This is a genomic window from Pseudazoarcus sp. NS34 (assembly GCF_059703725.1).
This window is the reverse complement of the sequence record NZ_BAAKIZ010000002.1, coordinates 273,575-293,458: the sequence shown is the minus strand read 5'-3', so window position 1 is coordinate 293,458 and position 19,884 is coordinate 273,575. Positions and strand designations below refer to the sequence as shown.

General features: G+C 63.6%; 15 protein-coding genes. 4 read left to right on the top strand and 11 right to left on the bottom strand.

Annotated features, from left to right (window positions below; translation table 11 throughout):
- Positions 1-87 precede the first annotated feature (87 nt).
- Genes AC6H0N_RS07710 through AC6H0N_RS07700 form a run of 3 tightly spaced genes read left to right on the top strand, consistent with a single transcriptional unit; the run spans position 88 to position 3,433 of the window.
- On the top strand, positions 88-1,392 hold the full coding sequence (locus AC6H0N_RS07710) for a hypothetical protein (RefSeq protein WP_497573515.1): 1,305 nt from the start codon (positions 88-90) through the stop codon (positions 1,390-1,392).
- An 8-nt stretch (positions 1,393-1,400) separates the two neighbouring features.
- Positions 1,401-1,829, top strand: coding sequence for a hypothetical protein (locus AC6H0N_RS07705; RefSeq protein ID WP_497573514.1), 429 nt, complete (start codon positions 1,401-1,403; stop codon positions 1,827-1,829).
- A gap of 2 nt (positions 1,830-1,831) precedes the next feature.
- The gene (locus AC6H0N_RS07700) at positions 1,832-3,433 is read left to right on the top strand and encodes a diguanylate cyclase domain-containing protein (protein ID WP_497573513.1); all 1,602 of its coding nucleotides are present in this window, start codon (positions 1,832-1,834) and stop codon (positions 3,431-3,433) included.
- Positions 3,434-3,439: 6 nt separating this feature from the next.
- Here AC6H0N_RS07700 and AC6H0N_RS07695 read toward each other — a convergent pair whose 3' ends face one another.
- The 5 genes from AC6H0N_RS07695 to AC6H0N_RS07675 form a co-directional block, all read right to left on the bottom strand.
- A complete protein-coding gene (locus tag AC6H0N_RS07695) occupies positions 3,440-5,632 on the bottom strand; it encodes an EAL domain-containing response regulator (RefSeq protein ID WP_497573512.1) in 2,193 nt (730 codons plus the stop codon).
- On the bottom strand, positions 5,632-8,865 hold the full coding sequence (locus AC6H0N_RS07690; RefSeq protein WP_497573511.1) for a hybrid sensor histidine kinase/response regulator: 3,234 nt from the start codon (positions 8,863-8,865) through the stop codon (positions 5,632-5,634). The genes AC6H0N_RS07695 and AC6H0N_RS07690 overlap by 1 nt, the downstream gene beginning before the upstream one ends.
- Positions 8,866-9,138: 273 nt before the next feature.
- On the bottom strand, positions 9,139-10,071 hold the full coding sequence (locus AC6H0N_RS07685) for a GGDEF domain-containing protein (RefSeq protein ID WP_497573510.1): 933 nt from the start codon (positions 10,069-10,071) through the stop codon (positions 9,139-9,141).
- Positions 10,072-10,355: 284 nt separating this feature from the next.
- On the bottom strand, positions 10,356-11,102 hold the full coding sequence (locus AC6H0N_RS07680) for an SDR family oxidoreductase (protein ID WP_497573509.1): 747 nt from the start codon (positions 11,100-11,102) through the stop codon (positions 10,356-10,358).
- Positions 11,103-11,123: 21 nt separating this feature from the next.
- Complete coding sequence (locus AC6H0N_RS07675; protein ID WP_497573508.1) at positions 11,124-11,324, bottom strand: SlyX family protein; 201 nt, start codon at positions 11,322-11,324, stop codon at positions 11,124-11,126.
- 101 nt (positions 11,325-11,425) lie between these two features.
- On the opposite strand from AC6H0N_RS07675, the gene AC6H0N_RS07670 reads away from it, so the two are divergent.
- Positions 11,426-13,255, top strand: coding sequence for an SLC13 family permease (locus AC6H0N_RS07670; protein ID WP_497573507.1), 1,830 nt, complete (start codon positions 11,426-11,428; stop codon positions 13,253-13,255).
- Here AC6H0N_RS07670 and AC6H0N_RS07665 read toward each other — a convergent pair.
- From AC6H0N_RS07665 to AC6H0N_RS07640, 6 genes are all read right to left on the bottom strand, one after another.
- On the bottom strand, positions 13,168-13,908 hold the full coding sequence (locus tag AC6H0N_RS07665) for a hypothetical protein (RefSeq protein WP_497573506.1): 741 nt from the start codon (positions 13,906-13,908) through the stop codon (positions 13,168-13,170). The genes AC6H0N_RS07670 and AC6H0N_RS07665 overlap by 88 nt on opposite strands.
- Before the next feature lie 113 nt (positions 13,909-14,021).
- Positions 14,022-14,246 carry a phosphopantetheine-binding protein gene (locus AC6H0N_RS07660; RefSeq protein WP_497573505.1) on the bottom strand — a complete coding sequence of 75 codons (225 nt, stop codon included), beginning with the start codon at positions 14,244-14,246 and terminating at the stop codon, positions 14,022-14,024.
- The gene (locus tag AC6H0N_RS07655; RefSeq protein WP_497573504.1) at positions 14,243-15,343 is read right to left on the bottom strand and encodes a cytochrome P450 family protein; all 1,101 of its coding nucleotides are present in this window, start codon (positions 15,341-15,343) and stop codon (positions 14,243-14,245) included. The genes AC6H0N_RS07660 and AC6H0N_RS07655 overlap by 4 nt, the downstream gene beginning before the upstream one ends.
- Before the next feature lie 87 nt (positions 15,344-15,430).
- On the bottom strand, positions 15,431-17,419 hold the full coding sequence (locus AC6H0N_RS07650; protein ID WP_497573503.1) for a UbiA family prenyltransferase: 1,989 nt from the start codon (positions 17,417-17,419) through the stop codon (positions 15,431-15,433).
- Between the two features lie 130 nt (positions 17,420-17,549).
- Positions 17,550-19,196: a diguanylate cyclase gene (locus AC6H0N_RS07645; protein WP_497573502.1), complete on the bottom strand. Its 1,647-nt coding sequence runs from the start codon at positions 19,194-19,196 to the stop codon at positions 17,550-17,552.
- Between the two features lie 146 nt (positions 19,197-19,342).
- Positions 19,343-19,825 (bottom strand): GNAT family N-acetyltransferase, encoded by a 483-nt coding sequence (locus AC6H0N_RS07640; protein WP_497573501.1) that lies wholly within the window; start codon positions 19,823-19,825, stop codon positions 19,343-19,345.
- Between the last annotated feature and the right edge of the window lie 59 nt (positions 19,826-19,884).

Sequence of the window (19,884 nt, the reverse complement as noted above, 5' to 3'; positions counted from 1 at the left end):
CACCACAGCCCAGTAACGACAACTAATTGACGGTCACGAGCGCACTTCGATGTGTGCCTGCCATACGCTGCGTACAATGAGGTAAGCATGTCGTTGGAGCAAATGCCGTTGTTGTCATCGTCTGCGCCTGATTTCACCCGGCTTGTGTTTCGCCTGCTGCTGGCGGCCTGTGTGGCGCCGGCTTTTGCTCAGGCCGACAGTTCCTATGGCAAGGCGCATCTGTCCGGTTTCGGGTCGTTCGCGTTTTCGCACGACAACACCCGCGGCGTCGCGATGACGCGCGACACCACCCAGCCTGCTTCAGCGGGAACGGACAGCTCGTTCCGCAGTGATTCCATGCTCGGTTTGCAGGCCGGGTATCGCTTTTCTCCCTCGCTCGAGGTCGTGTCCCAGGTCGTTGCGCGTCACCGCGCCGACAATACGCCGCACTCCATGATCGACTGGGCCTACGTAGCCTGGCGCCCGGTCGAAAATATTGACCTGCGGGTCGGGCGGGTAGGGGTGGATGCGTTCATGCTCTCGGACTATCGAAACGTCGGCTATGCGCAGCCCTGGGTTCGACCGCCCCGCGAGTTCTACGGCCGGATCCCTCTGCACTCGCTCGACGGTATTGATGCAGCATGGCGCTTCGATGCGGCCGGCATGCAGTGGACGGCCAAAGTGCAACTTGGGCGTGCCGACTCCGATCTGCCGCTGGGTGACGATGATTACTACACGCTGCGCGTCCGGAGTTTTCACGATTTCACCTTGCACGCCGAGCGCAACGATTGGCAGTTCAAGCTGGGCTACGCGGCGTTTCGCATCGCAAATGAACCGGATGTCGGGGCGCTGCGGGCTGCGCTCGACGGGATCGCGGCCGGGCCTCCGGGCGCTGTCAGTGCCGAAGCCGGCGCTCTAAGTTCCGACCTGTGGTTGAAAGGCGCGAGGGTTCGCTACCTGTCGCTGGGTGCGGCCTATGACGATGGTCGCTGGCAGATTCAGGGTGAAATAGCCCGTGTGTTGGCCGACAGCAAGGTGGTCGCAATTGGCACCGGCGCCTATCTGAGCGTGGGCTATCGGATCGGCAGCGTAACGCCCTATGCCGTGATTGCGCGCTTTCGCCCGCAGCGCTCGGAACGCAGGGCGATCAGTGACTGGAGCGGGCTGGGCCCCGGCGGGCCGGCCTTGCAGAACGGCGCCGTGGCGGTGTTCAACGCCACGCGCATCGATCAGCGCACGCTATCCCTCGGCGCGCGCTGGGATTTTGCCAGCCGCGCAGCGCTCAAGCTGCAGTGGGATCGCAGCATCGTGGATGCCCGCGGCTACGGCCTGTGGCAGGTGGACAGTTTGGCGGGCGGCGATCGCAAGCGGTCGATTGACGTGCTATCGGTTTCACTGGATTTCGCGTTCTGATCATGGCGATGTCCTGGCGCACCCTGATCCTCTCAGCAGCCTGCAGCAACCTGTTGCTGGGCGCCGGTGCGGCCTCGGCCGACGTGTTCGTCATCGTCAATGCAGCAGCACCGCAAACGCGAGTGGACCGCGACCGTGTCGAAAAGCTGTATTTCGGGCGATCGAGAACCTTTGCGGACGGCGACCAAGCCCGCGTTGTTGATCGGCCTGATTCGCCCTTGCGCGAGCGCTTTTACCGCGCACTGGGCGGCATGTCGTTGCCGCAGGTGAATGCGTACTGGGCGCGCTTGAGCTTTACCGGCCGCGTGTCACCGCCCGTGGTGCAGGAGACCGACGACCAGGTTGTGGCGGTCGTGCGTGCCGAGCGAAACGCCATCGGCTATGTCGCCAGCGAGCCAACTGACCGCTCGGTGCGCGTGATCCTGCGACTGGAGTGACCATGAAGCTGCCTCCCGGACGATTTCTCGAACAGCGTCTGCTCCGCACGATGGCGGCAGCATCGTTGGTATTTGCCTTGATCGGCGGAAGCTTGCTGTACTTCTACGGCTATTCGCAGGAGCAGACGCGCAGCCGCAATACGCTCGACAGTCTGGCTGCGACGGTGCGTTCATCGGCGCAGATTGCGGTGTATGTGCAGAACGACGTGATTGCCGAGGATGTCACGCTGGGGCTGTTGCGCAGTGATGCGATCGTCGCCGTGGCACTGGAGTCGAACGAAGGCTATCGCTTTGTCAGCTGGGGCAGCGACGGTGAGGGCGACTGGAAGGAGCGCGACGAAATGGCGTATGCGCTTTTCTCGCCTACCGCGTCGGAGCTTCGCGTGGGCACGCTGCGCATCCTGACCGACTCGGGTCTGCTGGCGCAGCGCGCCAGGGAAGCCGCGCTCAAGCAGATCCTGCTGTTGATCGCACAGATGCTTGCACTCGCCTTGATCGGTGTGATCGCTTTCCGTCGGCTCGTCGTGCAGCCGTTGTCACGGCTGACCGGGCAGTTGAAGCGTGTCGGCCCCGGTGCGGGCGAGCGCTTCACCGTGCCGGCAGGGCATGACAACAGCGAGATCGGCCTGCTGGCCGGAGAGCTGAACCGATACCTGGAAACCAACGAGGCGGCGATCGCATCCGAGCGGGAGCTGCGTCAGCGCGTCGAGTCCATCGAGGCGCACTACCGGCGCATCTTCGAGTCTGCCAGCGTGGGCGTCATGGTGCTCGGTCTGGACGGACGCCTGATCAACTGCAATCCGGTGATGCGCGAGCGCATCGACCGTCTCGGTGCCTTGACCGAGGGCGACCAGTTCATGCTGTTGTTCAAGCGCCCGGACAAGGCCAGAAAGCTGGTCGAACAGGCGTGTCAGAGCGGTGAAGTTGCTGCCGCCGATCTGGAACTGGCGGGCACTGGCGCACAGTGGGTGCATTGCCTGTTGTCGGTTTCGCGCGGCGAGCACGGAGATTTCGCGTTCATCGAAGTGGTGGTGTACGACGTGACCTCGCGCCGCGAGCGCGAGGAGATGGCCCTGCGCACGGCCGAGCGTGACCCGCTCACCGACCTGGTCAACCGGCGCGGCGCCGAGGCCTATATCGACCGTGCCATCGACGAAGCACATCGCAATCGCACCGGCCTGAGCCTGCTGTACATCGATCTCGACGGTTTCAAACCGGTCAACGACATGCACGGCCACGCTGCCGGAGATGCCGTTCTGGTCGAGCTGGCCTCCCGCCTACAGGGCATCTTGCGGCGCTCGTCCGATCTGGCGGCGCGGTTGGGCGGCGACGAGTTCGTGATCGCGGCATACGACTGTCACAAGCATGATGACGCGGTGAAATCGCTCGCCACGGCAGTGCTCGAGGTGATGTCCCGGCCAGTTGCGCTGCCCGACGGCACCAGCGTGATCGTGAGCGCCAGCGTCGGGGTGGCGGGCTATCCGGAAGACGGAGAGCACCGGGCAGAACTGATGTTCGCTGCCGACCAGGCGATGTACGTTGCCAAGCAGGCCGGCCGCGGCTGCTACGCGCTGGCCGGTTCGCCGCAGGCTGCCAATTGTTGAGGCGCTTCAGCCGCCGATGCGCAGCGGCGTGAACTCGGTCAGAAAGCGTGACATCTCGTCGGCCGGCAGAGGCCGACTGACCAGATAGCCCTGAATGATGTCGCACTTGAGGGCCCGCAACTGCGCGGCCTGGTCCATGGTTTCGACCCCTTCGGCAACGACATCCAGCCCGAGGCTGTGGCCCAGTGCGATGACGGCTTTGACGATGGAGGCGTTGCCGTCGTTGCTGGTCATGTCGGTAACGAACGACATGTCCACCTTGAGCTTGTCGACCGCCAGCTGCTGCAGGTAGCCCAGCGACGAGTAGCCCGTGCCGAAATCATCAATGGCGATGTGCAGCCCGAGCGCCTTGAGCGCGCTGAGCGTCTCGAAGGAATGTGCCCGATCAGCGATGACGGCGGTTTCGGTCAGTTCCAGTTCGAGATGTGCGGCCTCGATGCCGCAACGCGCAAGTGCCGTGCGCCAGACATCGGGAAGCTGACCGCGCGTGAGTTCAACCGCGGAGACGTTGATGGCTATGGTCGGCACCCTGATGCCGGCATCCTTCCAGCTGCGGATCTGTCGGCAGGCCTCGCCAAGCACCCACGCGCCGATCGGCACGATCATGCCGTTCTCTTCGGCAAACGGAATGAAGTCGGCCGGAGAGATCATGCCGCGCTCGGGATGTTCCCAGCGCACCAGCGCTTCAAGCCCGGTAATGCGGCCGGTTACGACGTCCACCTGGGGCTGGTAGTGCAGGCACAGTTCGCCGCGTTCGGTGGCCTGGCGCAGGTCGGCTTCGAGCGTGAGCCGCGCGCGGGCGCGCTGCGACATCTCCGGGGAGAAGTAGCGCATCATGCCGCGCCCCTGCACCTTGGCCTGATGCAGCGCGGCGTTTGCGTTGCTCTGCAGCTCTTCGGCATCGTGCCCGTCTGCGGGATACAGCGCGATGCCGATGCTGGCATTGGCGTAGATGGTCTTGTCACCGATTCGGAAGGGTTCGCTCAGCACTTCGAGCAGCTGCTGCGCACGCAGGTCGGAGGAGGGCGCGCCTTCGTGCAGTTCGATCAACGCGTCGAATTCGTCGCCGCCGACCCGCGCCAGCGTGTCGCCATCGGGCACCACGCTGCCCAGACGGCGCGCGACCTCGATCAGCAGTTGGTCGCCGATGCTGTGGCCGAGGCTTTCGTTGATGGTGGTGAAGTTGTCCAGATCGAGCAGCAACAGCGCGAACTGACTGCGGTTGCGCTCGGCGCTGCGCACGGCGTGCTGCAGCAGCTCGGCGAACAGCACGCGGTTGGGCAGGCCGGTGAGCGAATCGCGATGTACCAGGGTGCGGTACTTCTCTTCGCTGACCTGCAGCATGGCGGTGCGCTGCGACAACAGGTCTTCAAGGAAGCGACGCAGTTGCGAGAGCTCCAGGTGATGGCGAATACGGGCGCGCACTTCGTCGATATCGAAGGGCTTCGTGATGTAGTCGGCCGCGCCGAGCTCAAAGCCGCGCACCTTCTGGTGGGTGGCGTCGATGACGGTGACAAAGATCACCGGCAGGCGCGCCCCCAAGGGCGTGCTCTTGATGCGTCGGCACACTTCGTAACCGTCGATGCCGGGCATCACGATGTCGAGCAGCACGAGATCGGGTGGCGTCGGGCCGTTGATGATGTCGAGGGCCTTGGTGCCGTTGCCGGCCACCATCACGCGATAGTCGTCGCGCAAGGCTTCGAGCAGTTCGTGCACGTTCTCGGGAATGTCGTCGACGACCAGCAGGCTTGGCGGGCTGTCGAGTTCGGTCGGTGCGCTGATGTCGAACATCACCGGATTGCTGCGGAAATTGCGCAGCTCGAGCTGGGTGCGCACGCGCACGCGCAGCAGGTCCGGGTTGATCGGTTTGGTGACGTAGTCGGCTGCGCCCATGGCGATGCCGCGTGCCTCGTCGGCAGCGTCGGACAATGCGGTGACAAAGATCACCGGAATGTCGGCCGTGTGAGGATCGATCTTGAGGGCCGCGAGCACCGAGTAGCCGTCCATGCCGGGCATCTTGATGTCGAGCAGCACAAGATCGGGGCGCGGCTGGCGCTGGGCAAGTTCCAGCGCTTTCTCTCCGCTGGTGGCCGCGAGAATCGCGTAGTCGTCTCGCAGCACGTTCATCAGTGCATGCAGGTTTTCGTGCACGTCGTCGACGATGAGGATGCGGGGTCGGTCGTCTTGCGGAGAAGTCATCAGCGGGATTGTTCGGTTGAAGGGGCGTCGCGCAGCTCCGCCAGCAGTGAGAGTGCGCCGTCGATGTCGAAGACGTCAACGCGCTCGTAGAGTCGGTCCGCGAGCTCGGCCTGCGCGCTGCCGACGAGGCCAACACGCAGTTCGGTCAGCAAAGGTTCGGCTGCGCCCAGATCCTGTTCCAGGGCCTGACCCAAGCGATCCAGCAGATCCCGCCGGGCGGCCTCGTCGAGCGGTCGTGCGGGCGCGGTCAGGACTGGGTCGGGGCGGCTGCGCGACAAGGCGTCGATCTCGTCCATGGTTGCGCGCAGCAATGATTCGGCGTGCTCCAGTTGCGCAGTCTGGGGTTGATGGTTTTGTTTGAGCAAGTCGTCGATGGCGCTGATGCAGGCATGCAGTTCGGTCGCGCCGACGTTGCCCGTGACGCCCTTGAGCGCATGGCAGAAGGTTTCGGCCTGGTGGGTGCCGCGCGACTCGATCAGCCGTCGCAACTCAGCCGCTGCGTTGGCGTAGTGCTCGCGGAAGCGGCGCAGCTGGCGCAGGTAGGCGTCGGGTTTGCCGCCGATGCGGCGAATGCCTTCGCGTACATCGAGCGTTGTCAGCAGCAGGAATTCGGGCGGAATCGTGCTGCCGCCGCGCGGCGCTGCCGCAAAGTCATGGCCTGAGGTCGGGCGTACCGCGTGCGCCAGCACGGCCATCAGGCGGTCGGGCGCGATCGGCTTGGTGATGTGGTCATTCATGCCGGCAGCGCGGGAGGCTTCGGCGTCGCTGGCCATGGCCAGCGCCGTCATGGCGATGATTGGTAGCGTAGCCAGACGCTCGCGGCCCTTTTCATGAGCCAGGGCACGAATCTGCCGTGCAGCCTCGAGCCCGTCCATGACCGGCATCTGGATATCCATCAGCACGGCGTCGTATTCCTGCGTGCGTATGTGTTCGAGAGCGTCCGCCCCGTTGACCGCCGTGTCCACCTCCATGCCCTCGCTGCGCAGCAGTTCGGTGGCAAATTCACGGTTGATCTCGTTGTCCTCGACCAGCAGCACGCGTGCGCCGGCCAGTCTGCCCGAGGTGGCCAGATCGGGCGCATGCGCTTGCTGTGTGCGGCCGAGGATGCGACCGCGCCCAAGCACGCTGAGAATGGTGTCGAGCAAGGTGGAGGGCGACACGGGCTTGACCAGAAAGCCATCCACGCCGGCCTGTTCGGACAGACGCACGACTTCCTCGCGGCCGTAGGCGGTGACCATTACGATCTTGGGGCGTACGGCCGCGTGTGCTTCGGAATGGATGCGACGCGTGGCTTCGTCGCCATTCATGCCCGGCATTCGCCAGTCCATCAGCACCAGATCCCAGCCGGGCGCATTGCTGGAGCAGACCATGTCGATTGCTTCGGCGCCGCTGGCTGCGGTGCCGACGTCGACGTGGAAGAAGCGCAGCATGCCGGCGAGAATCTCGCGCGAGACTTCGTTGTCATCAACGATCAGCACGCGGATGCCGCGCAACAGCGGGCCGACTTCCTCGACGAGTTCGGTTTCGCGGGTGTTCGGCACGCTGCCCAGCTCGACCGTGAAACTCATGGTCGTGCCCTTGCCCGGTTCGGAATCTTCCACCCAGATGCGCCCGCCCATCAGTTCGACGAGATTCCGGCAAATGGCCAGGCCGAGGCCGGTGCCGCCAAAGCGGCGCGTGGTGCTCTGATCGGCCTGCGAGAACTTCTCGAACAACTGGGCCTGCACGTGGGGCGTCATGCCGATGCCCGAGTCGCGCACGCTGACCTGCACGGTGATGTGTCCGTCGCGTTCCTCAAGTCTCCGGAAGGCCAGCTCGACCTCGCCTTGTTCGGTGAACTTGATGGCGTTGCTGCACAGATTGAGCAGGATCTGCCCGAGGCGCAGAGGGTCGCCGATCAGTCGAGCCGGAATTTCCGGGTCGTAGCGAATCAGGAATTCGATGCCCTTGTGCTCGGCCTGGTAGCTCACCGCATCGGCCAACTGCTCGAGCACGCCGTCGAGGCCAAACTCGATGTCTTCCAGTTCGAGCTTGCCGGCCTCGATCTTCGAAATGTCGAGGATGTCGTTGATGATGCCGAGCAACGAGTGCGCCGCGCCCTGGGCCTTGTTCAGATGCTTGCGCAGTTGCGGAGGCAGATCACCCTTGAGGGCGAGATACAGCATGCCGAGGATGGCGTTCATCGGCGTGCGGATTTCGTGACTCATGTTGGCGAGGAAGTCGCTCTTGACGCGGCTGGCGCGCTCGGCTTCTTCCTTTGCCAGGCGCAACTCGACGGTTCGCTCCTCGACCTGGCGTTCGAGGTTGGCGCGTTCGAACTCCAGTGCCGTGGCGCTGGCCCGCAATTGCCGCGTACGCAGATCAACCTGGCGTCGCAGCAACATGCTGGCCGCTACCAGCAACAGCAGCCCACCCACCAGCCCGGCCAGCGACATCTGCACCCAGCGCGGCACCAGCACTTCCGGAGGGGCCGCCATGGCGTTCTGCAGCGCCGAGAAATACACCGAGCCGCCGTCGCGGCGCCAGCGTGCAAGATGGTGATCAAGGCGGTCAAGCAGTTCGGGGTTGGCACCCTTGTCGGTGGCGAAATACAGCGTCGAGGGCAGAAAAACGATCGGCGTTTCGACCAGTCGGTAGCGCGCGCCATTGCGGGCGGCGAAAAAGCTGTTGGTCACGACTGCGTCGGCATCACCACGCTCGACGGCTTCGTAGCCCTGTTCCAGCGAGTCGACCAGCACGGGGCGGAACTCGATGCCGGCGCTGATCAGCAACTGCTGCAGGAAGCCGAACTGCACGCCGCCGCGTAGCAAGGCGACGCGCGCGTCTTGCAAATCAGACAAACCGGTGATGTCACGGAAGGGGTGCGAGTACACCTGCGACCAGCTGCTCGCCACCGACATGCGATGAAAGTCGAAGCGCTGTGCCCGCTCGGCGGTGAAGGCAACGTCGGGCATCAGATCGAGTTCACCGTTTTCGAGCATGTCCAGGCAGCGTGACCAGTCGCATGAAACGTAGTTCAGCCGCCAGCCTTCGGCGCGGGCCGCGGCCTGGAGCAGTTCGACGAAGAGTCCTGCCGGCGTGCCGTTGGCATTGGTGAATACTTTCGGCGGGTTTTCGTACAGCCCGACGCGGACGTCACGTCGTGACGAGGCGGAGAAAGGAACGTCCCACGCAGAGACGATCAGCCCGACTGCCAGGGTCATGACGAACAGGAGCGCAATCCCTTTCTTCATGCTGCGTCGCGTGCGGACAAAGTCATTGCGGCATCCGGCTTGAGAACGGTTTGAAGGCTGGTTCGTGCGCCTGCATCATGCCGCTAAACGTTGCCCATGGCCAGTTTCAGCGAAGTGATGCTTCGGGACTTCAGGCTCTTAGCATACGCCTGTGACCGTTTCATCAGTGTTGCTGCGCGGTGCGAAAGTTCCCGCTTGTCATGATGGATCGGAGCCATCTGAGAATAAAATCACACTTGCTCGGGCGTCATGGCGGGCCGCCCGTGCAAGCGCTCAGGCAGCGTATTCGCTGCGGTTGCGTCCGGCTTCCTTGGCGCGGTAGAGCTGGCGATCGACCCGGTCGAGAAAAACCTGCGGGCTGTCGTCGGCATCCGGCTGGATGGTGCCGACACCGAGACTGATGGTGACGCACGGCGAAACGGCAGAGCCTTCGTGCGGGATGCCAAGCCCCAGCACTACGGTGCGCAGGCGTTCGGCCACCGTCAGCGCGGCAGCGGCGTTGGTTTCAGGCAGCACCAGAACGAATTCTTCGCCGCCGAAGCGCGCCAGGAAGTCTCGCGGGCGCAGTGCGGCCTCGCTTAATGCAGTGGCCACCTGGCGCAGGCAATCGTCACCGGCCAGGTGGCCGTAGCGGTCGTTGTATTCCTTGAAGAAGTCGATGTCGAGCATGACCAGACTGAGCGGTTTGCCAGAGCGTCGAGCGCTGGTCCACTCGCGCTCAAGTACGGTGTCGAGCATGCGACGGTTGGCAACGCCGGTCAGCCCGTCCTTGAAGGACAGTTCCTCCAGTTCGCGCTGCAATCGCAATACGTGCTCTTCCGTGCGCTTGCGCTCGCTGATGTCGAACATGAACCCGATCAGGGCTTCGACCTCGCCTTCGGGTGTGCGCAACACGTGCACCACGTCGCGTATCCAGATGTAGCTGCCATCGGAACGCAGGGCGCGATAGTCCGCTTCGTGATCGTTGCCTTCCTGAGAGTGCGATACGCAATAGTTAACGACCCAGTCACGGTCTTCCGGGTGCATGCGCGCGGCCCAGTCGTCCACGCTGCACCAGCTCTCCGGGCTCCAGCCCAGGAGTTCGCCGATCTGCGGGCCGACGTAGGTGAAGCGCAGCGTCTTCCAGTCGATCCGCCAGGGGATGGCGCGGGTGGATTCGAGCAAGGTCTTGTAGACCGCGTTGTCTTCTTGAGGGGTGTCGGCCATCTGCTATTCGGCTCAAATGGGATTCGGCGCTGCGGTATTAACCCAGTATATGCCCGGTGGCGCCGACGCCCTAAGGCGTGCGTGGGCCAGTCGCCTCGCTGATCCGGACGGTAGCTATTTCCGGAATGACTTCCGGCCCGGCAACTCGAGTGATGGTATTGCAGCTGATACGGCTGATGGTTTCACCGCTCGTGCGTGGGAAAGCGGGTCTGCTGGCCGGATCGACGGCCTCATCACTGCCGCAGGGCTGGGTGATGCGCCATTTTTGTGTAACGGCCTACGTCCTAGCGGCCTCCGGCCAGGTCAATGAAGCTGCCCGTGGTATAGGACGCGTCATCCGAGAGCAGCCAGACGATGGCCTGAGCGACTTCTTCGGGCGTGCCACCGCGGCCCATCGGCAGGCTTGGGGCGATGCGATCAACGCGTCCGGGCTCGCCGCCGCTGGCGTGGATGTCGGTATGGATCAGGCCAGGGCGCACGGCCGTGACGCGGATGCCCTCGGCGGCGACTTCGCGCGACAGGCCGATGGTCAGCGTGTCGATGGCGCCCTTGCTGGCGGCGTAGTCCACATACTCGCCGGCCGCACCCAGCCGCGACGCCATGGACGAGACGTTAACGATGGCGCCGCCGTGGCCGCCATGGCGGGTGGACATGCGGCGCACGGCCTCACGCGCGCACAGGAACGGGCCGATGACGTTGGTGGCGAACATGCGCTGCAGACGCGCAGCATCGAGTTCGTCCACGCGGCACTGGGTTTCGAGCGTGCCGGCGTTGTTGACCAGCGCGGTGAGCGGGCCGAGTTCGGCGTCGACCGCCCGGAACAGCGCCTGCACTTCGTCCTCCCTCGCGACGTCGGCTTGAACCGCAATGGCTATGCCGCCGCCGCGCCGGATGTCGGCAACCACGGCTTCGGCCGAAACGGCGTCGTGCCGGTAATTCACGCATACCGCGAAGCCGCGGGTGGCGGCGAGCCGCGCCGTGGCGGCGCCGATGCCGCGGCTGGCACCGGTAATGAGGGCGATGGCTGGCATTGCAGGTCTCCCGGTGGTGGCTTACCAGTGCGGCGGAATCTCGTCTTCCGGGCGCGACGGCGCTGAAGACGGCAGCGTCTTGAACTGCTGCGCCATCTGTCGCACATGCGCGCGCAGCAGGTCGAGTTCCTGCTGCTGGCGCCAGACAGTACGGTTGAGTTCGTCGAGCTGATCCTCGGCCGCCATGAGCTTGATTTCGATGTTGTTGATGCGCTGTTCCATATCCGTGTCTTCCATCGTGTGGCCAGCATGCTACGGCAAAGCGTCGTGCATTCGCGACAGGCGCTATTGTGTGTGCATTCCACCAGAGGCTACCGCACACCATGACCACCGACCAGATCATCGTTCTGGGTATTCTGCTGGCAAGCATCGCCATGTTCTTGTGGGGGCGCTGGCGTCACGACATGGTGGCGATTGCCGCCTTGCTGGCCTGTGTGCTGGCAGGGCTGGTGGCGCCTGGCGAGGCCTTTGCCGGATTTGGCCACCCGGCCGTCGTGACCGTTGCCTGCGTATTGGTGTTGAGCCGTGCCCTGCAGGCGTCCGGCGCAGTGGATGCGCTGTCGCGCCGGGTCCTGCCGGCCAACGCCGGGCCGACACTGAGCATTGCCGCGCTGTGTTTTCTGGCGGCGGCTTTGTCGGGCTTCATGAACAACGTCGGCGCGTTGGCGCTGCTGATGCCGGTGGCCATCCAGCTTGCAGGCCGGCTCGGCCTGCCGCCCGGCAAGGTGTTGATGCCGCTGGCCTTCGCGTCGATTCTGGGCGGCACTACAACGCTGATCGGTACGCCGCCCAATCTCATCGTGTCGGGCTTCCGCGCCAACCAGGCCGGGTCGACCGGCTACAGCATGTTCGAGTTCACAGCCGTCGGCTTGCCGCTGGCGCTGGTTGGCGTGCTGTTCATCGCGCTGCTTGGCTGGCGTCTGGTGCCGCGTCGCGAGCATGCCGGGGCGGAAAGCTTTGACACCGGGGCCTATTTCACCGAGGCGCGCGTGCCGGCAGGCAGCAAGGCCGACGGCATGCGCCTGCGCGAGATCGAAGTCGAACTGGACAACGCCGATGCACAGATCGTCGGCCTCGTCCGCAATGAAGTGCGCATGACCGCCCCGAGCGGCGGATGGGCAGTGCGCGCTGGCGATATTCTCATCATCGAAGCGGAGGCCGATGGCCTGGCAGACATGCTCTCGCGTCTCGGGCTGGAACTGGAGGAGGCTGTCGAGCCCGAAGAGGCCGCCGCGACCGATTCCCCGTCCTCCGACCCTGACGACGCTGACGAGCCCGCGCCACGCAGCGACGAGGTGGTGTTGATGGAACTGGTGGTGCGGCAGGAATCGGCGCTGGCCGGGCGCAACGCCGTCGACATCCAGTTGCGATCGCGTTACGCCATCAATCTGCTGGCCGTGTCGCGGCAGGGCCGCGACTCGCGTTCGCGCCTGCGCAGCCTGCGTATTCGCGAAGGGGATGTATTGCTGATGCAGGGGGCACCCGAATCGATCTCGGAGTTCGCGTCCGACTACGGCTGCGTTCCGCTCGCGTCGCGCGAACTGCGCATTCCTGATCGGCGCAAGGTGATCACTGCGTCTCTGATCATGCTGCTCGCGGTGGCGGTGGCTGCGTTCGGCTGGCTGCCGGCAGCGGTATCGTTTGCCGCTGGCGTGCTGGCAGTCATGGCGTCGCGCACCATCTCGCCGGCTCAGGTCTATCACGCTGTCGACTGGCCTGTGGTCGTGCTGCTGGCCGCACTGCTGCCGGTGGCGGGCGCCATGCAGGCTACCGGCGCCGCCGATCTGGTCGCGCGCCTGTTGCTCGACAACGTGGCGCGCGGCGATGCGGTAATCGGCCTGATCGTGATCCTGATCACCACCATGGTACTCACCGACCTCATGAACAACGCCGCGACGGCTGCGGTGATGGCGCCCATCGCGCTCGGCGCGGCCCTACAGCTTGGCGTGAACCCGGACACCTTCCTGATGGCGGTCGCCATCGGCGCGTCATGCGCATTTCTGACGCCCATTGGTCACCAGAACAACACGCTGATCCTGGGCCCGGGCGGTTTTCGCTTCGGCGACTACTGGCGCATGGGCCTGCCGGTGGATGTCATTGTGATTGCGTTGGGGGTGCCGTTGCTGTTGGTGGTGTGGCCGCTGGGGGGCTGAGTTTCCGCTGACCGGCCAGATGTCACCGGAACGAGACGTTTGGGGGCTCGTCTTCGAAGGTTGAAGAAATCGATGCAGGCGTTTGCGCTCTCCAGTGCGTCGCGAACAAGATGCGGGGGCGAAACGTATTTGATGAAGGCGCCGGATGAGTCCACGCCGGTACCCGTGAAGTGCAGCGGAATTTGCATTCTTCGTGCAAATTCGAACATGCCGAGTTCAACCCGGAAATACTCGCCTTGTCCGGCCAGTCGCCGGTCGATCGTGCAGGAGATGACTCGTCCGTCCAGCAGCGCACGACGGGTTCGGGCGAGACTCAGCGGTCCGCCCGGCACGACCTGCAGCTGCGGGTAACGTTTGCGCAATCGAGTGCGAGGGGCAGCGGACAGCAGAGTGACCGGCAAACCCGCGCGCAACAGCAGTTCGGTGGTCGAAGGGTAGCCGGCGTGCACTGACAGCACGATGCTGCCAGAGTTAATGCTGCTCAGCGCCTCTGCATCCTGTTCGCTGCCGGGAACGATGCGCGGTAGGTAGGGGCGGCGGTGCGTATCCAGCTGTTTGGCCAGCTCCGAAAGCAGTAGCTCTTCGGGGAGCCGTCGAAAGTCGTCCTCGCAGAGTTCTCCAAGGCGCGCAACGAAGCTGCGGGCTGACAGCATCGCCCACGCACAGTCAAATTGCCTTTCCGGGGAGGAAAATGGGTGCAGTACGCGAGCCAGTCCGATAGCGGACCCGCAGAGCCGACGATAGAGCAGGCGGGCGGTCGTGCAGTTCACGGGAACAGGATCTGTCCGATTTCGCGGAGGGTGGTGTCGTTGTCGATGTCGGTCATGTCTACATCGATCTTGAATTCGTTCTCGATGGCCAGCACGAGATCGAGCAGGCCGAGAGAGTCCAGCCCGGCTTCGGCGATCTTCGTATCCATTCCATCGGGCAGACTCTCTGCGCCGCAGAAATTCGTGACGAAATGGGTATAGCGCTCGTATTGAGGGGTCATTGTGCAGCCTTGTATTGTCTGAAAACCGCGGCAACCGGGATGTCCGGAACCAACTGTGACCAGTCGATGGTGTTGTGCCGTTCTCGCAGCACGTGCAGGAAGGCGTCGGCAATCGATAGTGCGAGCGCCTGTCCGGCGCACCGGTGAGATCCAGCACCAAAAGGCACTCCCTGAGTGTTTCCGGCCGACTGCGGATCTCCGTTCGCGTGGTGCAGGAGCAGCAACAAGTGATCTCCCGCCTGAATCTCACAACCGTCAACAACGGTATCGATGCGCGCCACGCGGCCGATGTAGTTTACCGGCGAGGTAACCCGAAAGAGCTCACTTGCCGACAGTGGCGCGATGCGCTGTGAGCGTTGGGCGGGATCGTCCGCCGCGAGCGAGTGCAACATGGCTACGAGGGCGCCGATGAGCGGATCGCGGCCTTGCAGTACATAGCTGAGCCGGATGGCTGAAGCTGCAGCGGCGTCATCGACCTCTGTCGCAGCGGCCGAGGCCGCGAGAAAATCCGCAATCTGCCGTGACTTCTGCGCCAGCTTGCGAGGGTGGTGGACATGTTCGAGCAAGGTGTTGTTGTCGGTCTTGAGCCGTTCATAGGCCTGTGGGCAGGTATTTTTGTTGGTGACTGCGCGGCTCAGGACATCGTCAACGAAGGGGGCGACGAGATCCGTCACCAAACTGCGCATTGCCTGGTCGCGCACTCGATCGAAATGCACGCTTGCGATGCGGCGAAACTCGGGTCCGTGACGCTTCAGCGTGGCGCCGTAGTCGCCGAGAAAGCGCTTCCTGCGCGAAGTATGTTCCTGACCGCTTGCCTGCATCGGGTTGTCGCGCAGGAAGCGGTACGCATCCCCCACGTCAAGTCCGAAGTGCTCGCCGATTGTTTGCACGGCCTGAGCAATTGGTGACGGTGCGAACCTGCTGTCATCCGAAAGAATGGTCTTGCAGGCGCTCATGCTCGTCACGATATGCGCACACTCGCTGCCGTCACGCAAGGTCTCGATACCCTCCGGATCGGACGGAGGCTGTGGCCTGACGACATCGCCACGATTGGCGGCATGACGCGTCAGCTTCTTGTAAATCAGTGCATTGAGCATGGTTCGCGGGGGTGTGCTTCGGTGGCGGTTTTCGTCGCTAAGTCGTGCATCCTACGCCATGGGGCGGGCTTTGCCCGGTGCGCGTGATCAGGCTGCCTGCGCTGCCTGGTTCGTCCCATCCGGGATATCCGGAGACGCCGCAGCCGGTGCTGCTCTGAAGCAGCTTTCCGCATGTGCGAGCGTTCTCGCAATGGCTTCCACACACAAGGCCGTGCTGACCGCGTCGCTGCCCCAAGCGGGTTCGGTCGTATCGTGGGCTCTGAACCACGCGCTACGCGGCCATCTGCCGTCAGGGCGTTGCGCTGACAGCAGATGGGGCAGTGCATGCTCCCAGTGCTGTCCTGCATTTGCCGCCAACCATTGCGCACGGGCGAGCAGGTCTTCTCCGGCGGGCTCGGTTCGCAGCTCTTGCGGAAGCGAGTCCGGCGCGAAGCCGGCGCGCTCGGCTGCGTAGGTGACGGTCATTGGTGAGGGGTAGTAGCGCGTACCGCTGCGGTCACGGTATATCTGGGAAAGTATGCTCATTCGCTCGCGCAGGTTCAGCGCTTCATTCAATTCGGTGAGCGCCAGAGCGACATTGCAATTCACTACCGCATCGTCGTGATGGCGTTGTTGCCAGGCAGGGTCGTCGGTGGCCCACGTGCGGAATGGGCGATTGTCTCCCCGCCAGAAGCTTCTCAGCAGCTCGACGTCTGAGGGGTGAGGTGAGAGGCCGCCGAAGCGCAGCAAGCAAACGAGCGCACAGGCGATAGAATCGGCATCATCCGGGATGTCCAGTTCCGGGTCGAAATTCCAGCTGTTCCGCTCGTTGCGCTGAGCTGCGATGTAGGCCGCGGCCCGGCGCGTGACATCGCGCGGCAGCAGGGCGCCCACCGCCAGCAGAACGCAACTCGTGCTGAACAAGGCGTGACAGAGGCGTGGTGGCTCGGTAGAAGACCAGTACAGCAGCGGGAAGCTGCCATCGGGCGACTGCATTGCCTGCAGCGAGTGCAGGCCTGCATCCCGCGCGTGGATCGCGGCCTGCAGGTCAAAGTCGGGATGGCCGGCGGTTCTCAAGGGGAGCACAGTGCGCCTGTCTCTGGCCGGCTTCAGGGCACTCTTGCGCATGCGTCGCAAGGTCTTGAGTTCCTTGCGCAACGGCCCGTTGAGCCATAGCCCTGTCAATGCTAGAAGGACCCAAAGCTCGTGATCACGCGTAAACAACATGATCGCCAGGGCAATGGGCCAGTAAACATGATGAAGGTCCTCGAGCAGCAGATAGCCATTGGCCGAAAATCGCTTGTTGCGTTCCTGCGGCAGCAGGACGTACTGCAGGCCAAGCCAGGCTGCATAGAAGACCGGCAATGCGAACAGCACCGGCTCAGGGTGGAGCACGGGCATCAGGAGCAAGGCGGAACCCGTGCTTGCAAGTTCCAGAGGCCAACCAATGAGCTGTTGCAGCCGGGTTAGATGCTCTTTTCCGTAGGTTGTCGCGGAGGTCGTTACGCCGGTCCGCATGTCGGCATCAAAGTCGGCGATCTGATGCGCCACGATGTAGCGCAGGCCGACGAACAGCGAAGACAGCGTGATCAACACCGAGACCGCATCCCATGCATGCATCGCTTGAAAGACAAAGGCGGCCGGCAAGGTGCGCTGCGCCAACGCGGACGCCAGCAGTCCGATGAAACCACGCTCCTTGAGGCGGAAAGGGCGCAGTGAATAGCACGCACTCGCGGCAAGACTCGCAAGTGCGATGACGATTACATCGACTCGTGCCTGGTATATCCACAGCGTGCCCCCAAGGCTCAGAGCGAAAACCCCGAGCACCAGATTGCGGCTGCGCGCGCGACTGATGGACGACAGTGCGTTGATCTTGCCCGCAGCAGCATCGATCTGGCGATCACTGCAGGAGTTCGCCAGATAACCGAAGGCGCCCAGGCTGAGCGCGGTCCCCAGCATCGCGAGAATGCTTGCAAAAGCTGCTTCGGGCGGCTGCGGATTGACGAGCAGTCCGTAAAATATGCACACGAAGAGCGGAGCGATCTTGGAGATCCCCCACTCGTTCCAGCGGAACAAATCCAGAAGGCGTGTGTGCATGGTGGTCCAGCAGCAAAAGCTGCATCCCGAGGCGGGTGAGGCGCGGATTCTACAGACGTTGTGATGTCGGTCGTGCGCCATGTAAGGAAATGTTGTTTTGCGTCCAATTCTCAAATGCGGCAGGCGTGAATCACGCCTCGGCTTGCCATCCGCAGACACGGTTGCGGCCAGACTGTTTGGCCTTGTAGAGCGCCTGATCGGCTTTCTGCAGCAAAGATTCGATGTCGTCACCGGGCATGCTGAAAGCCACGCCCATGCTGGCGGTGACCGAGAAGGCGTGTTCGCGGTGTTCGATCGGGGTGGCCTCCAGCGTGACGCGCAGACGTTCGGCCAGGGACAGGATGGCTTCGGGAGGGGTGCCGAGACAGCTGATGGCGAACTCTTCGCCGCCGATGCGGGCGGCGATGTCGCCATTGCGGATGTGCCCGGCAAGCAGGCCGGCGGTCGTCCGCAGGGCCACGTCGCCGGCGGCGTGACCGAAACTGTCATTGATGGCCTTGAAGTGATCGATGTCCACGCTGATCAAGGCCAGCGGCTGTTCTCCACGTTCCGCACGCGCCAGATCCCTTTGCAGCGCTTCGAAGAACGAACGCCGGTTGGGCAGCCCGGTAAGCGGGTCGGTGCGCGCCTCGGTTTCAGCGCGTTCGCGTGCCAGTTCAAGTTCGCGGGTGCGGCTGCGCACCTGGGCTCGTAATCGCAGGATATGCGTCACCATGGCCAGGGTCACCAGAACGATCATTGCCGCGGCAATCTCCAGTCGGTGCTTGCTAAGCGCCTCGACGAAGTCTGGTTGATCGTTGGGCGTGTAAATGAAGTCAGCCATGTCGATCGGCCGCTCCAACTGCCCTTGGGCGCGGAACATGGTTTCGATGCGGCGCCAGCGCTCTTCGTTCATGTAGCCGATGGGCACCACGTTTGGCAGGATCAGGTCGATGATCCGCCGCGCTTCGAACGTAAGGTGTTCACGCGAACGCCCTTGGGTGTTGTATTCACGGAAGATCAGCTCGACGATATCTTCCGGGTGGTCCACCGCGTGGCGCCAGCCCTTCGCCGTGGCCTCCACGAAGCGACGTACGCCCTCGGGGTCTTGCTCGATCTGGTTCTCGGTGGTGATCAGCAGGTCGCCGTAAAAATCCACTCCGTAATCGCTCGGCGAGAAGGCCCGGTGGGGAATGTCGAGCTGAGACAGGGTAAAGGGCTCGTTCGTCGTATAGCCGTTGTAGGCGTCGGTGCGGCGGTCGATGAGCGCGGCCACGTCGGTGTCGGCCGGGAGCAGGGTAACGGTGTCGGCTGGTACGCCGGCAGCTTGCAGCATCGACATCAGCTCTGCGTTCAGGTAGCCGCCTTGTAGCATCACGCGCTTGCCGCGCAGATCGTCCAGTTCATCGACGTCCGAATCCTCGAGCGTCAATAGCACCGACGGGGACTTCTGGAAGAAGGCTGCCAGTGCCACGATCGGCACGCCGGTGGAGCGATAGAGCAAAACCCCCGAATCACCGACCGCATAGTCCACGCGACCGCCGACCAGTTGGTCGATGGGCGTCACCCCTTGGCGGTGCTCGAAAAGGCTTACCTCGAAACCGGCTTCACGGTAGAAGCCTTGCTCGATGGCAGCGTAATAGCCGGCAAACTGGAACTGATGCGTCCATTTGAGCTGAACGCGAACACTCTGCAGCCCGGAGGGCTGCGCCAGGCCAGTGAGCGGGCAGATCAGCAGCCAGAGCCACACCAGACAGCGGCGTGGCTCCAAGCTCAGACAAACGCACGGAATCTGCATCGACCCGCTCCAGGCCCTGCGGGGCCGCTTCATATGGGTTCATGGTGCCCGATTCGTCGCAGTGCATGCGGCGACATGCCGTGTCAGTTGGAAGATCTACCTACAGTCTGTGGTGTGCATGCCACGGCACGGCCGCCGGTGATGGATCAGGACAGATCCATCACCATGAGGCAGGCCTGTTCGCCATAGCTTGGGCCGGGCATTTCGGCCAGGGTGCGAAAGCCCAGCTTCGACCAGAAACCTTCCGAAGCCTGGATGGAAACGAGCAGCGCCGTGCCCTTGCCATGCGCCATCGCGCGGTCGAGGACACGCTGCGCCAGTTGTCGGCCTACGCCGCGTCCGGCCAGTTGCCGTGAAATCGCCAGATCATGCAGGAACAGCACGTCCCCGTCCGAGTCGGGCGGCAGTGCCTGATGCAGCTTCGGGGCCTGTAGCGAATGCCACGCATGTGCCAGCACATAGGCAGAAACCGGCTGCTCGCCGTCGCGATGGACAAAACAGAACTGCGGCGAATGCAGCCATTTTCCACGCATCACGTCGAGCGATTCGGGTTCGACTGCGCTGTAGACCTCGCGCTGAATGCGCAGGATGTCGGGCCAGAGGTCGTCAGTGATGGGGGTGATCATCATGCGTCTGCTGCGCTGGGGAAGAGGTGAACCAAATGCAAAAGGCGCACACCTTTGGGTGT